This is a genomic window from Streptomyces sp. NPDC033966 (assembly GCF_055575955.1).
The window spans coordinates 1-13384 of the sequence record NZ_JBVIRQ010000037.1 but is presented as its reverse complement, the minus strand read 5'-3'; the positions used below and the strand labels follow the sequence as shown (position 1 = coordinate 13384).

The 13384-nt window shown below is 69.4% G+C and carries 13 protein-coding genes and 1 pseudogene; 8 read left to right on the top strand and 6 right to left on the bottom strand.

All coding sequences use genetic code 11. The features are described from left to right. Nucleotides 1–56: 56 nt before the first annotated feature. Together ACZ518_RS38990 and ACZ518_RS38985 are read right to left on the bottom strand one after the other, a co-directional pair. Nucleotides 57–1208, bottom strand: a complete 1152-nt coding sequence (locus ACZ518_RS38990; RefSeq protein WP_469117774.1) for a hypothetical protein — start codon at nt 1206–1208, stop codon at nt 57–59. Nucleotides 1209–1802: 594 nt separating this feature from the next. Further along, nucleotides 1803–2741, bottom strand: a complete 939-nt coding sequence (locus ACZ518_RS38985; protein WP_469117773.1) for a hypothetical protein — start codon at nt 2739–2741, stop codon at nt 1803–1805. A gap of 34 nt (nt 2742–2775) precedes the next feature. On the opposite strand from ACZ518_RS38985, the pseudogene ACZ518_RS38980 reads away from it, so the two are divergent. After that, a pseudogene (locus tag ACZ518_RS38980) lies at nt 2776–3011 on the top strand (metallophosphoesterase family protein); the annotation flags it as partial. A gap of 224 nt (nt 3012–3235) precedes the next feature. Next, on the top strand, nt 3236–3556 hold the full coding sequence (locus tag ACZ518_RS38975; protein ID WP_469117772.1) for a hypothetical protein: 321 nt from the start codon (nt 3236–3238) through the stop codon (nt 3554–3556). Between the two features lie 75 nt (nt 3557–3631). On the opposite strand, the gene ACZ518_RS38970 is transcribed toward ACZ518_RS38975, so the two are convergent. Both ACZ518_RS38970 and ACZ518_RS38965 read right to left on the bottom strand, forming a co-directional pair. Further along, nucleotides 3632–6514 carry an AfsR/SARP family transcriptional regulator gene (locus tag ACZ518_RS38970; RefSeq protein WP_469117771.1) on the bottom strand — a complete coding sequence of 961 codons (2883 nt, stop codon included), beginning with the start codon at nt 6512–6514 and terminating at the stop codon, nt 3632–3634. Nucleotides 6515–6638: 124 nt separating this feature from the next. After that, entirely contained in the window at nt 6639–6941 is a 303-nt protein-coding gene (locus tag ACZ518_RS38965) for a hypothetical protein (protein ID WP_469117770.1), read from the bottom strand. 247 nt (nt 6942–7188) lie between these two features. On the opposite strand from ACZ518_RS38965, the gene ACZ518_RS38960 reads away from it, so the two are divergent. Both ACZ518_RS38960 and ACZ518_RS38955 read left to right on the top strand, forming a co-directional pair. Continuing rightward, nucleotides 7189–7590, top strand: coding sequence for an actin depolymerization factor/cofilin- and gelsolin-like domain-containing protein (locus ACZ518_RS38960; protein WP_469117769.1), 402 nt, complete (start codon nt 7189–7191; stop codon nt 7588–7590). Nucleotides 7591–7716: 126 nt separating this feature from the next. After that, on the top strand, nt 7717–8169 hold the full coding sequence (locus tag ACZ518_RS38955) for a nuclear transport factor 2 family protein (RefSeq protein ID WP_469117768.1): 453 nt from the start codon (nt 7717–7719) through the stop codon (nt 8167–8169). A gap of 381 nt (nt 8170–8550) precedes the next feature. Here the strand turns inward: ACZ518_RS38955 and ACZ518_RS38950 are convergent, their stop codons facing one another. Together ACZ518_RS38950 and ACZ518_RS38945 are read right to left on the bottom strand one after the other, a co-directional pair. Continuing rightward, nucleotides 8551–8739, bottom strand: coding sequence for a peptidoglycan-binding domain-containing protein (locus ACZ518_RS38950; RefSeq protein WP_469117767.1), 189 nt, complete (start codon nt 8737–8739; stop codon nt 8551–8553). A 277-nt stretch (nt 8740–9016) separates the two neighbouring features. Continuing rightward, complete coding sequence (locus ACZ518_RS38945) at nt 9017–9499, bottom strand: hypothetical protein (RefSeq protein WP_469117766.1); 483 nt, start codon at nt 9497–9499, stop codon at nt 9017–9019. A 497-nt stretch (nt 9500–9996) separates the two neighbouring features. Between ACZ518_RS38945 and ACZ518_RS38940 the strand changes: the two genes are divergently transcribed. From ACZ518_RS38940 to ACZ518_RS38925, 4 genes are all read left to right on the top strand, one after another. Continuing rightward, the gene (locus tag ACZ518_RS38940) at nt 9997–11334 is read left to right on the top strand and encodes a Mu transposase domain-containing protein (RefSeq protein WP_469117765.1); all 1338 of its coding nucleotides are present in this window, start codon (nt 9997–9999) and stop codon (nt 11332–11334) included. Next, nucleotides 11331–12146 (top strand): IS21-like element helper ATPase IstB, encoded by an 816-nt coding sequence (istB, locus tag ACZ518_RS38935; RefSeq protein ID WP_469117764.1) that lies wholly within the window; start codon nt 11331–11333, stop codon nt 12144–12146. The genes ACZ518_RS38940 and istB overlap by 4 nt, the downstream gene beginning before the upstream one ends. After that, nucleotides 12136–12789, top strand: coding sequence for a hypothetical protein (locus tag ACZ518_RS38930; RefSeq protein ID WP_469117763.1), 654 nt, complete (start codon nt 12136–12138; stop codon nt 12787–12789). The genes istB and ACZ518_RS38930 overlap by 11 nt, the downstream gene beginning before the upstream one ends. Nucleotides 12790–12860: 71 nt before the next feature. After that, nucleotides 12861–13160, top strand: coding sequence for a hypothetical protein (locus ACZ518_RS38925; RefSeq protein ID WP_469117762.1), 300 nt, complete (start codon nt 12861–12863; stop codon nt 13158–13160). Nucleotides 13161–13384: the final 224 nt, after the last annotated feature.

The window sequence follows — 13384 nt, the reverse complement described above, 5'->3', positions numbered from 1 at the left end:
CCGCTACGACAAGCGCGGCCACGTCTACCTCGGCACGGCCACGGCCGCCGCCGTCATCATCTGGCTTCGCACATGATCGGCCGGACAACTCCTAGCTGGACCAGGCGGTCCGCGTCGCCCAGCACAGCGGCCATGGCATCGGCGAGGACGGGATCGTTGTCCCTGGCCCCGGCAACCGGGCAGCAGGCAGTCTTCCGAACCACGGCATCCGGATCGGCCATCAGCCGCAGCAGTGCCTTGCGAGCGTCGCCAGACAGGGCCGGCGGCGACGACCACTCGCTGAATTCCTGCGCCACCGCACGCCGTACTCGGGCATTGGGATGGTCGGCATGGGGCAGAAGAGCCGCCTCCGCGCGGGGGTCGATGTGTTCACCAAGAGCGATCAGCACCTCGGTGAGCACGGCGAGGTCCGTCTCCTCGGCCGACCAGTCGGTGAACATGTCCAGAGCGGGACCAGCGAACGCGTCCTCTTCGCTGTCGTCGAACAGATGGGTCAGCCGGAGCACCTCGGCACCGAACAATCGGAGGGACGGGTCCGGGTCCGTCCGCAGCGCTGCAGCAGCTGTCCAGGTCGCCTGGTCGCGTCGGCCGCCCAACAGGATGGTGACCCTGCTCCATGTCGAGTGGTTCTCCTGGTCGGCGTGGGCCAACGCGCGGTCCAACAACTCCTCGAACGAGGTCCGGACCCCTTGCAGTTCCTCGGCAAGCGTGAGGATCGCCCCATGGCCGTCTCGCACGGTCATGCCACCAAGAGTGAACTCGTCGACGCTGTCGTACTCGTCGTCTTGAACCTGCGTACGGACGACGGCATCCCGTGAACCTGTACGGCGTCGCAGTTCGGCCTCGACCCCCGTCTCGTGCCAGCGGAGCGCGAGGTCCCGCGCCTCCAGGAGCTCGGTCTCGGGATACCTGCCCCGGATCTGGTGGTCTAGGAGCGCCTCAAACAGAGCGGGCGAACCCGAGTCGACCCCCTCGCTCAAGGAGATGAGGTCCTCGGGCCTGCTCTGGCCGGAATCCGCACCGTACTGGAGCAGCAGTTGGGCGATGTGCCCGGCGTGCATACGGACGGCCAGGCAGAACGCGGCGTCCAGGTAATCGGGGTCGCTGTGCTCCCGGAGAAGGATCCTCACCAAGTCGGTGTCTCCAACCCGGACCGCGGAGATCGGGGCGCACTCGCCGTCCACCGCATTGCTCGTACCCGTACCCATGACCCTTGCTCCCGTTCTCGCAGCTCAGTGCAGATCTGCCGGATCCGCCCGACGGGGGAGCAAAGCTGGCGCGGCCTGGAGGGCTTCCCTGACGACCGGATCAGTGCACGGGGTGTGGAGGCCCGTCGGTAAGGGCACGCTGGCGTGCTTGGAGGTAGGCAGTCCAGTCTGTGGCGGCGCGACGGCGCCACTGGACGGCCGTGATCGGGTGGAGGCCGAGCATCGGGCCGAGGACCGCGGGCGGGAGATCGCACGCGAGGGCCACCAGGGCGGTGGTCCGGCCGGGCCGGTTGGGGATGTTATGGGCGGCCAGGCGTCGGCTGAGGGCGGCGGCGGAGATGTGGGCGCCGGGCAGGTGGCCGGGGAACAGCCAGCCTGCGCTGGTGTTCGCGGGCCCAGCCCTGGGAAGCGGGGTGGTCGGCGAGGGTGGTGAGGATGTCGGCCAGGGTGGTGGGCAGCCGGATCGGGGTTCGTCCCAGGGTGAGGAACGCCGACCCGTCGTGGGTGGTCAAGGCGGTGGTGGGCAGTGCTGCGACCCGGGTGAGGTGTTGGCCGAACAGCAGGAGGATCGCGCCGGCGGCCCGGACGTCGAGGTCAAGGCGGGTGTCGGTGAGGGTGGAGGAGGTCCCAGTGGGAGTCCTCGTCCAGGCCGACTGGGTCGGCCTTCGGGCGGTGCGGCACGAGGAGGTCGCGCGCGTGGTGGCGGCGGTGGGCCCAGACGACGAAGTCGCGGACTTCATAGCGGGCTCCTGGGTTGGCCGCGAGCCAGACGTCGAGGCGGCCTTGGTCGAGGGTGGCGATGGTCAGGCCGTGGCCGGCGGTCGTGGTGAGGAGTTCGGCGGCGAGGTTGATGCGGGTGTAGGCCCAGCGGATCCGGTGCTTGATCCCGCCGGCCCCGGCGGCCTGGTGGCGTTTGGCGCGGGGCAGCAGGGACCAGCGGACGTAGGCGCGGAGCAGGGCGCCGTGCTCGGGGTGCCGGGCGACGGTCCGTTCCAGGTGCCGGACGATCCGCACCGCGAGTTCGTCCCGGGGCTCCAGGACCTGGTAGGCGGTCAGCAGGCCGCGCAGATACTCGGCGGTCATCGCCGTGGCTCGGCCGTCGATCGTGGCGTCGAGGTCGGTGTGGGAGAGCGCGCGGCCGGTGGTCATGAGGTCGCGCAGGAGGCGGGCAGAGCGGGAGCCACGCAGCCAGTTCAGGACGGTTCCCGCATCCGGGGCCTGGGCCAGCGCCGCCCGCATCGCCGCGAGCGGCCCGGTGCCCACCGCTTCGGGTACGGCGGTGAACAGGTCCTCCAGGTGGTCGGTGACGGCGCAGCGGTCGCAGAGTCGGCCGACCTTGTAGGAGCGCGGTCCGGCGCATCGTTCACAGGCGTAGGGGTCGGGGACGCCGGCGCAGGGCCCGCAGACCCGGTGCCGGTCGACGCGGCCGTTCAGTACCCGGGGCCGGTCGCACACCGGGCAGGGCATGGGGTGGCTGCGGGCGGTCCGGTAGCAGGGCGTGCAGACCGGGCCGAGCGGCCATCGTGCGGTCACGGGTGCGGTGGTGTGGCAGAGCGCGCATGGGGTTGCTGGCCGGGGGCGGCAGCGCTGCGCCGCGCGGTTCCCGGACGTGGACGTGCTGGTGTTCGGCCACAGCCACATCCCGTGGGACACGGCGGCGGGAGACCGGCTGCGGCTGCTGAACCCGGGCTCGCGACCGACCGGCGCAGCCAGCCGTACTGCACGTTCATGACGGCCCGGGCCTCGGACGGGCGGCTCACCGAGGTCCGCCTGCACCGCCTGACCCGCCCGCCCCGCCCGTGAGACCGGCCCGGCCGCCGGCGGCGCGGACCTGGTCGGCGACCGGAGCTTCCGCGCGTGCGGTTGGGCTCGTGTTGGTGGGCTGTTGGCCCGGGCCAGCACAGTGCTGTCCGTGCGCTCCCCACGGAGCAGCACCTGTGACGAGGCAAGCGGAACGCATGCCTCGTCCAGCGGACCTTTCTTGGGAACACGGAGACACCATGAAGAAGAGGATCATTCAGGCTGTCATGACAGCTACCGCGGTAGCCACCTTCGGGCTGATCGCCGCCGGCCCCGCGAGCGCGGCCTCCTCGGTCTGCGAGGGATACACGTGCACCAGCGGAAGCGTGCCCGCCAACGGCAATCACGAGGTCTGTTTCTCCGGCACCCACACGGGCCTCGCGTACTGGGGGCGGGCTGAACTCTGGGACGCCGACACCGGTGTGATGGTCGCCTCCTTCCCCACCAACGGGTGGGAGACCAAGAGCACGTGCGTGGGCGGTCTGTACGGGCAGCACTACTACGAGCGCGGTACCGGCGGGTTCTTCTACGGCAAGGTCTGGAACTGAGCAACGCCTGAAACGAGCATCGTGAACGGCGCCCGCCGGGAGAACCGGCGGGGGCCCCGTTCGTCTGCTCGCCGATCAGGCCGCGAGCCGGCGGAGTTCCGGGAGGACGGGGGCATCCGTGCCCTCCAGGGCACGCAGGGCGCTGTGCCAGTGCCTCTGGGCTCCCAGTTCATCGCCCGCATCGCGGAGGACGTGTCCGTACTCGTGCTCGGCCAGGCCGGTCGCGTACACGTCGCTGCGGTTCCGAGTGAGCTCCAGGAGCAGCTCGCAGGTGCGCCGCGCCGCCTCCAGGCGGCCGAGCAGGCGCAGCGCCCGGGCTTCGCCCCGGCGCATCTCCCTCTCCGCGTTCCAGTGGGACCCGCCCGCGGCGGTGACGGCCAGGCCTTCGGCGAAGCGCGTCAGCGCGGCTTCGGGCTCGCCCAACACCAGGTGGGCGTGGCCGATGTTGCACAGCGCCACCAGCCGGAGCGCCTGTGCGCCGATCCGCGTCGCGATGTCCAGGCTCTGGAGGTGGTACGAGATCGCGAGGCGGGTGTCAGTGAGTTCGGCCACGTATCCCTGGTTCCCCAGGAGGAGCGCCTGATGGAAGGCGGACGTCGGCTCGGGGCGGAGTGATAGGCATTGGGCCAGGGCCGTCTGGGCCTCGTCGCACCGTCCCATGGCTCTCAGTACGGCCGCTCGGTTGCCGAGCGTGATCATGCGCGTGACGGCGTCCTGGCCCGCTGGCATCGCGCTGGACTTCTCCAGCAGGCGCAGCGCCTCGTTCATGAAGCCGTCGGAGTACTGGGCGACTGCCAGGAAGCGGAGGGCCTCGGATTCCGCCTCCATATCGCCGCCTTCCCGGGCCAGGCGGATCGAGTGGTGCGTCAGACGCTTCCTCGCCTGTGTGAGTCCGCGGTCGTGGAAGTAGGGGTAGAGCATCTGGATGAGTTCGATGGCTTGCCGGCGGCCCAGTCTTCCGCCGTCCGTCTGTCCAGCCAGGAAGATCAGGTTCTCCGCCTCCTGATCCGCCCACGTGAGGGCTTCCGTCGCGTCGTGGAAGGACGAGCCGTCCGCAGGGGACGGGTCCGCGTCCGCCCACGGAGTACGGGCCCAGAAATTGTCAGGGCGTAGGACTCGGGCGCACGCCGCTGCCTGGCGCAGGTACCAACGCAGCGCACCCTCGTCCAGCCCGGCGTGGTGGGAACGCGCGGGGTGGGAGCGTGCCTGCTCCCGGGCGAATTCCCGTACGAGGTCGTGAGGCACGTACCGGCCGGCACACGACTCGTCCAGCAGCGCGACCTCGGCCAGCCGCTCGAGCGCCAGATCAGCGCGGAGTTCGGACACGTCCATGAGCCGTGCCGTCAAGCCGACGGAATACTCGGGCAGGTCGAGGGAACCGAGACGTGTGAGCGCGTACGCCGCGTCGCGGTCGGTCTGCTCGGGCGACGAGGTGAGGGCCTCGTGGGCTGCGGCCAGCGAGCGGCGGACGCTCAGATCGTCGAGTTCGAGGTGGTCGAGCCGGGCTTCCTGTGCAGCGAGTCGTTCGGACAGCGCTTCCAGGGTGAGATTTTCGCGGGTCGCCAGGCGGGCGGCCGTGATCCGCAGTGCGAGCGGCAGTCCCCCGCACAGGGCGACGAGTCTGTCCACCAGGGCGGAGTCATCCGCCGTCAGCGGGCGGCCCGACGCCCTGCGCAGAAGGAGGCCGCTCGTCGCCGGTGTCAGAGGTGCCAGTCGGATGTGCCTGCCCGAATCCAGCGTTGCGAGCGGAGGCCGACTCGTGACCAGCACGCCACAGCCTGGTCCGGCCGGCAGCGAGGGCCTGATCTGGCTGACCGAGGAGACATCGTCGAGCACGAGGAGAACGCGCTTGTCCGCCAGGGTGGATCTCAGCAGCGCCGATGCCGCGGCGCTGCTCGTCGGGATCAGCCGCGGGTCCACGCCCATGCCCTGCAGAAGCAGCGCGACCGCCTCGCTGGACTCCACCGGCGCGACTCCGGGAGTGGCCGCGTGGAGGTTGAGGAAGAGCTGTCCGTCAGGGAAGGCGTCTTGAAGTTCCCGGGCTACGTACAGGGCCAGGCCGGTCTTTCCCACGCCCGCCATCCCGCTGATCACGGCCATGGCCGGGTGGGTGCGGGCCGCGAGCAGCACGGAGCGGATCGCTTCGATGTCCTGGGTACGGCCCACGAAATGCAGAGGTGGTAGGGGGAGTTGCGCCGGCCGGCTAGGCGGAGCGGCGATGGTGACCGCTTCCTCCGGGGCGTCCGGGTGGCACTTCCCCGCCAGGATGAGCCGATGTGCCTGCTGGACCGCGGGGCCGGGTTCCACGCCCAGTTCGTCCACCAGCATGGTCCGCAGGCTCTGGTACCGGGCCAGTGCTTCCGCTTGCCGGTCCGTGCGGTCGAGGACGAGCATCAGCTGCCGGTGGAACGATTCGCGCAGCGGGTGCTCCGCGACCAGGAGGGCGAGCTCGGCGGACAGGCCATCAAGTCGTCCGAGCTTGAGCAGGGCCTCGAACCGGCACTCCAGGATCTGGAGCCTCTGCTCTTCCAGATAGACGATCCCGGGGTGCTCCGGCGCCGTCGACGTGTCGGCCAGGGGCGTACCCCTCCACAGGCTCAGCCCAGCCCCGGTTTCCCGCTCGGCTTCATCCCACTTCTCCAGACGCAGGGCTTCCCGGGCACGGTCGCCGTGTCGCAGGAAGGAGTCGGCGTCGACTTCCCCCTCCGCTACCTGGAGCTGGAATCCCCGGCCTACCGTGCGGAGTCGGGCCGCACCGTCCGGGCCCAGGTCCTTGCGGAGGCGCGCGACATGGTTGTGCAGGGAGGCGGTCGCAGAGGCCGGCTGACCATCACCCCACAAGGCGGTCATAACGGTTCCGAACGCGACTACGCGATTCGCGTCGAGGAGAAGGGCAGCGAGTACGGCCCGGGACTTCGGCCGCGCGACGGGGCGAAGCCGGCCCACGTCGTCTAGCACCGTCAACGGCCCTAATATGCCAAATCTCATCAGCCACCCCCCGAAGTCTGATCGATCGGACATTCTCGTTCAGTGACAGATATTGATCAACTCCACACCGCCGTACGGTCCTGAGCCTCCTGAACTACCTGGTCGACGAGTCCGGGGCACACTTCGAGACGGTGGGCTCGCTGCGGGGCGGCTCGGGGCTCGGGTCCGTGACATCGATGTCAATGCCCTCCCCCGCCCAGCAGACGTCCACCGCGCACGGTCCGCAGGTGTGGCGTACTGCGTTGGTCACCAGCTCGGTCACCAGCAGCAGCGCGGTCTCCTCCAGCACCGGCGGCACGGGATGCCCCAGCAGGCGTGCCTCGTCCACCAGCCGGTGCAGCTGCGCGCGGGCCGCGCCCGCGGCTCCACGGCCCCGGCACACGCAATGCCGGCCCACCGGACCATCCACCAGCGCACCTGCCTTCCGGATCAGGCTCGGCGCCTTCCCCGCCCCGCACCCATCACACTTCACGACCGACGTCGGTGGCGACGCGGCGACCGTGAGGTCGACCGGCGAAGGGGCAACCGGGACCACGGACGGCAGCCGGCAGACGGCTCCGGGGTACCGGTTGGCTGCACCCGCGCTGCGCCGCATCCTTACGGCCCCCGCCACCGTTGATCCCCAGGTGAGAGACGAGCATCCCGTGAGCAGCCCGTTCGACCTTCCCGAAGCCTGCCGCAGCGCTCTGCGGAACGTAGGCGGCCTCCGGGAGACCAACACCGTGATCCTCCTCTACACCGGCACCCCGCCTGTCCTGGCCGTCGAGGTCGAGGCCAACCTCACCCACGAGGAGATGCTCGCCGCGCTGCCGGTCGATGAGCCGCGGCTGGTCGTGTACGAGCTGGCCTTCGCCACCCCGGACGGGGCCCGCCGCCACGAACACCTCCTCATCCTCTGGACACCCACCAGCAGCAGCGGACAGGAGGAAACCTACGAAGCCGGCTACGACACGCTCAAGGCGTACCTCACCGGCGTCCACACCCACCTCGCCGCCCGCCGCACCGAACACCTCGGCTACCCACGCCTCGTCATCCTCGCCAGCTGACCCGCAGAAGCCTGCCCAGGTCATGAGTGTCCTCGCCGGGGAGCGCCCTCGTGGCGGCAGGGCTGAGACGGCGCAGCCCGCACTCAGGGCGGCCCTGACGGTCCGGCGCTGGCGCACAGGGTGCGGGTGCTGGAGGACAAGGAGGCGCTGCGCGGCCTGTTGATCCGTGGCTGGCGGGCCCTGGACCTCAGGGATTGGGCGGCCTGGGCCACGTGCTGGGCCGAGGACGCCGCCCTGGAGTTCGGCCCCTGGGGCCTGATACGGGGGAAGGAGGCGATCCGCTCCCGGGTGGAGGAGGCCGAGTCTTCGTTCCCGAGAATGCAGCACCACCTCCTCAACTTGCACTTCGACGTGGCGGGCGACACGGCGACCGGCATCGGCTACATGTGGTTCGTCACCGTCACCGAACCCGGAGAAACCTCGACCCCCTACTCCATGGGCGGCCCCTACGACTGGGAGTTCCGCCGTGACCTCAATCAGGGCTGGCTCCTGGTCCAGCAACAGCTCGGGGTCTGGTTGTTGAGCGACGCTGAAGATGAGCATGAAGGCGACGTGCTGGTTGTCGATGGGACGGGATGAAACGACCCCGGCGGCCGTCAGGCCGCCGGGGTCGTCGTGAACACGGTGTCGGCTTCGTGCTCACTCTGTCGCGTGGGTCTCCGTGATGGCAGTGCGGGTGGAGGACTCGTCGACGATGCCCTTCTCCTCGGTGAAGGCAGCGATGAGGGACTGCCAGGCGATGCCTCCCAGGTCTGCCTGCCCGGTCCCGGAAACACACGATGCACCGATCGGGCAGGGCACCCGGCATGCCTGGACACGACCGCGTCCGACATGACCAGCTCGAACCGGCATTCATCACCCCGAAGGGCGGGGCGAGGGCACCAGTCGGTACGGCGACGCACGGCCCCTCTCCCCCCAGCCCCTGACGAGCGCCGCGCCCGTCGGCTGGGCCCCACAGGATCAGTACTTGACGCAGACCAGACTGGGGGTGTCGTTGGCTACCCAGTACATGGCGCGGCGCGTCTGCGGGCCGTAGACCCCGTCCACGCCGATCTTGTAGAACTCCTGGACGATCCGCACAGCCGAGGCCGTCATCGGACCGTAGGCGCCGTCGATTGCCAGACCATTCGGGCCGTTGCACTTCTTCAACGCGTGCTAAAGAGCACCGATGGCGCTGGGGTACGGATCTCCCTGGCGCAGGATGCAGCCGGCGGAGCCGACCTCAGTCGTCGGAACCCACACTTCGTAGCCTCCGGCCCAGACCTTCTTGGTGTCGGGGTGGAGAAGGAGCTCGGGAAACCCCCATGATGTCCCGAACCGCACACCGTGCGGGTGCCCAGTGCGTACGCCGGAATCTTGGCCCGGGCGACGAAACCCGGTAGCGGGTGGCGCGGGCAGCAGACCGCCGCAGCACCGTCCCGCCGGATCAGTAGACCTTGGTCCACCTCTTGTAGTTGTCCCCCTGGCCCGGCGTGCAGTATCCGATGTTTCCGTTGCCGGCATTGCCCATCCCCAGGTAGCAGCCGCCTTGGGTGGACCCGACCAGCGTGTTCGTGTCACCGGAGGTGACCCACCCCTTGTACCAGCCGTCACTGCCCGCTGTGCTGCAAGCCGAGGTCAGCGCGCTGTACGACGGCGTCGCGACCAGGCAGACGGACACGCCCGTCCCCGGCATGAAGATCTCCGATGCCCAGTTGCCCCACCACTGCGAGGAGTCGCCCCGGTTGCAGGGAACGCCGCGCGTGTCGTTCGGGGACTGTGAGAGAGAGCCCTGCAGGCACAGCCCGGTGGCGGTGTTCTTCAGCATGAACGCCCCCGTATTACCCGCTTGCGCGGGGGTGGTGCCCAGGATGACCGAGCCCGCCAGTGCGGTACCGGCGAGCAGTGCGGCGGAAAGACGACTCTTCATTGATTCTCCTCGTGAAGGGTGGCACCAGCCGGTGTCAGGCACGGCCGGTGATCGGTGAGGAGATCGTGCAGGGCTCCAGCAACCACGTGACAACCGCTCGCCAACCGGCTGCCGGGAAGCGCGCCGGTCACTGGCTCGACACTGGGCGTTGCGCCCAAGCAACACTCGGTCGCGTGCAGGCCGGCGAGGCGGACGCTCCAGCCCTCCAAGGTCACCGCGCCCTCACCCACACCGGCCCCAAGGGCTTCGATTGAGGTTTCAAGGGCGAGGTGAGGTTCCCCCGACATGCGGAAGGTTGCCGTTCATGGCCTGATGATGGGGATATTTGGATTTCCCCACTTGTCGCTCTGGGGTGGGGCAAACCTGCTCTCTTGATCCCCCCATCCATTGTGTGATCCTCCCGGCGTGTCGAACTGGTGTCGGCGTGTCGTGGAGAGCCTGCGTGAGCTTGGAGTTCGGCCTGTTCGGGGGCCTGAATGCTCACTCGGGAGGAAGACGTGGACGCTCATGCTCTGCGTCGTCAGGGATGGACGATCTCGGCGATCGCGCGGCATCTGGGCCGTGATCGCAAGACGATCCGTGCCTATCTGAACGGCGAGCGAACCCCCGGCGAGCGACGCGAGGGACCGGACGCGTTCGTGCCGTTCCTGCCCTACTGCCGCCAGCGCCTGGCCGACGACCCGCACCTGTGGGCCTCGACCTTGTTCGATGAGGTGTCCGAACTCGGTTACGAGGGCGCGTACTCCACCTTCACCCGGGCTCTGCGCCGCTATCAGGTCCGGCCGCACTGCGAACCGTGTCACGCCTCCACCGGCAGGAACGTCGCGGTGATCGCGCATCCGCCCGGTGAGGAGATCCAGTTCGACTGGCTGGAGCTGCCGAACCCGCCGGAGGGGTGGGGAGTGGGTGAGCACGCCCACCTGCTGGTGGGGGCGCTTGCTCATTCGGGCCGGTGGCGGGCGGTCCTTTCGGAGTCCGAGGACTTCCCTCACCTGGTCCAGGCCCTCGACGAGGTCATGCGAAAGCTCGGCGGAACGGCCCGCCGGTGGCGCTTCGACCGGATGGCGACGGTCTGCTACCCCTCCAGCGGGCAGATGACCTCCTCCTTCGCCGCCGTCGCCAAGTACTACGGAGCCGGCGTGGATATCTGCCCGCCACGCCGCGGCAACCGCAAAGGAGTGGTGGAGAAGACCAACCACTCCGCCGCCCAACGATGGTGGCGCACGGTCCCCGACGGGCTGACCGTCGTCCAGGCCCAGTCCGGCGTCGACAAACTCGCCGCCCGGATGGACGAGCGGCGCCGCCGCATCGACGGGATCGCCACCACGGTCGGTGAGCTTGCCGCGGCTGAGCCGATGCTGGACATCCCGGTGCGGCCGTTCCCGGCCGAGCTGGAAGTCGAGCGAACGGTCAGCCCCCAGAGCCTGGTCCAGTTCGACGGAAACTTCTACTCCGTCCCGCCCGGTCTGCCCGGAGTCCAAGTCAAGGTCCTCAACCGCCTGGGCGACGACGTCCTGCGGATCGCCACAGAGGGCCGGGCGGTCATCGCCCAGCACCGCCGGGCCCCTCGGGGATCAGGGCAAACCGTCAGGGACGACGGCCACGTTATCGCGCTGGAGCGGGCCGTGCTCGCGTCGTTCTCCGACCGGGCCCCGTGCAAGACCAAGGTCCGAAGGCCGCCCTCGGCGGCCGCCCTCGCGGAGGCCGAGCGTCTGCGCGGGCTTCCGGCCGCCGGGGATCCGGCCGAACGGGTCGTAATCGACCTGTCCCACTATGCCGCCGTGGCCGACCGGCTGCGGACAGCCCCCTCACCGAAGGAGGAGAACGAGGAGTGAGCACGCCATCGTCGCCGATGCAGATGAGCGAAGCACGCCGCTTCCAGCAGCTGCGAGGCCACCTGTCCTACCTCAAGCTCAACGACGCGGCCGAGGCCCTCAACCGGGTTCTCGACCAGGCCCGGACCGAACGGATGTCGCTGACCGCGGCTCTGGAACGGCTGCTGGAGATCGAGGTCGAGGCCACCGAGGCCCGCCGGCTCGCCGCCCGGCTCCGGTTCGCCTGCCTGCCCGAGCCCTGGACCCTCAACGACTTCGACTTCGCGGCCCAGCCCGGCGTCGATGAGAAACTCATCCGGGACCTGGCCACCCTCCGCTTCCTCGACGACGCCTCCAACGTCCTGTTCGTCGGGCCGCCCGGCGTGGGCAAAACGATGCTGTCGGTCGCGCTCGGACGGGCCGCGGTCGAAGCCGGGCACCGCGTCTACTTCACCACCGCCGCCGAGCTCTCGGCCCGCTGCCACAAAGCCGCTCTCGAAGGCCGGTGGAAGTCCTGCATGAACTTCTTCGCCGGCCCGAAACTCCTGATCATCGACGAACTGGGCTACCTCCCGCTGCCCGAGGACGGCGCCTCCGCCCTCTTCCAGGTGATCAACCAGAGGTATCTGAAGTCCTCCACGATCCTGACAACCAACGTCGGCATCGCCGACTGGGCCGGCGCCTTCGGCGACGCGACCGTTGCGGCCGCCATGCTCGACCGCCTCCTGCACCGGGCTGCGGTCGCGGGCATCGACGGCCCCTCCTACCGGCTCCGCGGCCACCGGAACCAGGCGGAAACCCTCCGCGCCGGGGTGAACGCCCGTGTCTCCTGACCACCCTCCCGTCACCGAGGTCGAATCCGAGATGGCCCGCCGCTGCCCCGTCTGCGAATCGGTCTTCACCGTCGCCACCCACACCAGCCGCCAGGTCTTCTGCTCGCCCACCTGCAAGGAGAGCAACCGGCAGCGCAGGCCCGTCCAGCAGGTCTGTCCCTCCTGCCACACCGAGTTCGTCACGACCGCCGCCCTCCGACGGATCTACTGCTCGGAGGAGTGCCGCATCACCTCCCGCACCAGTGAGGAAGCCCGCGAGACACGCACCTGCCCCGTCTGCGACGGCACCTTCGACTCGCTCAGGACAGTCCGCCAGATCTACTGTTCCCCCGCCTGCCGCAAGGACGCCGAACGCCAACGGGACCAGGCCAGGGATGAAGACCGGGCCCGCCGGCTCGGAGGAGCAACACGGCCGGCTTCAGCTGCCACCCCGCCCCTCGCTGATCTCCCACCGGCCAAGTCGGCGGCACGAGCCTCGCGACAGGCACCCGAAAGGGACCCGCTCGAACCCACCGCCACCCGCAACTGTCCGCACTGCCAGCAGCCCGTCACCATCGTCGCTCTCCTGGCGACACCGGAAGCCGCCCGACCGTCGATGCCGACCGGCCTTCCCGATGTCGTCCCGCTCCGCAGGGCTCCATGACGGCCAGACCGATGGGTCGGCAGTCCGGAAATCCAGCTGCCGACCCCAGGCCGTGATGGCAGGCTCTGCCCATGGTTTTCCTTCGTTGCGAAGCGGTCCGATGGGTCGATGACGAACCCCAGCCCGGCCTGGTCGAAGTCCGCTTCACCGACGCCCACCAGCAGCAATGGGCCTTCGTCGACAAGTGGCCCATCTTCACCGGCGACGACCTGACCCCTGACTCCGCCTATCCCGTCGAGGTCGGCATCCTCTGCGACATCCTGAACACCGCCGCGGACACACTTACGATCTCTGTCGCGCCTTGGGGACTCGAATCACTCGACGGACGGGTCGAGTTCGAAGTGCGATCTGATCAATTGACCACGCGCTGAGGTTCACGATCACCGGGCCCCACCGACCTGACGGTCGGCGGGGCCCCCGCATGCTCGCCGATCCCCTCCCTCCCCACACCGTTCAACCAACAACAGAGTGAGGCGAAGAGCGGCAGCGGCCGTTTTCAAGGCTGTGACCGCAGTTCCGTGATGACTACGACTCGATGAGGATGCGGGCTCTCAGGACGTGGAACGAGGCTCGGCCGTACATCTGCCGCTTGATC

Excerpts from the sequence above, each read along its gene's own strand:
- ACZ518_RS38975 (WP_469117772.1), top strand. The coding sequence starts at position 3,236 with ATGACAGCTACCGCGGTAGCCACCTTCGGGCTGATCGCCGCCGGCCCC.
- ACZ518_RS38990 (WP_469117774.1), bottom strand. The coding sequence starts at position 1,208 with ATGGGTACGGGTACGAGCAATGCGGTGGACGGCGAGTGCGCCCCGATC.
- ACZ518_RS38945 (WP_469117766.1), bottom strand. The coding sequence starts at position 9,499 with ATGAAGAGTCGTCTTTCCGCCGCACTGCTCGCCGGTACCGCACTGGCG.
- ACZ518_RS38925 (WP_469117762.1), top strand. The coding sequence starts at position 12,861 with ATGGTTTTCCTTCGTTGCGAAGCGGTCCGATGGGTCGATGACGAACCC.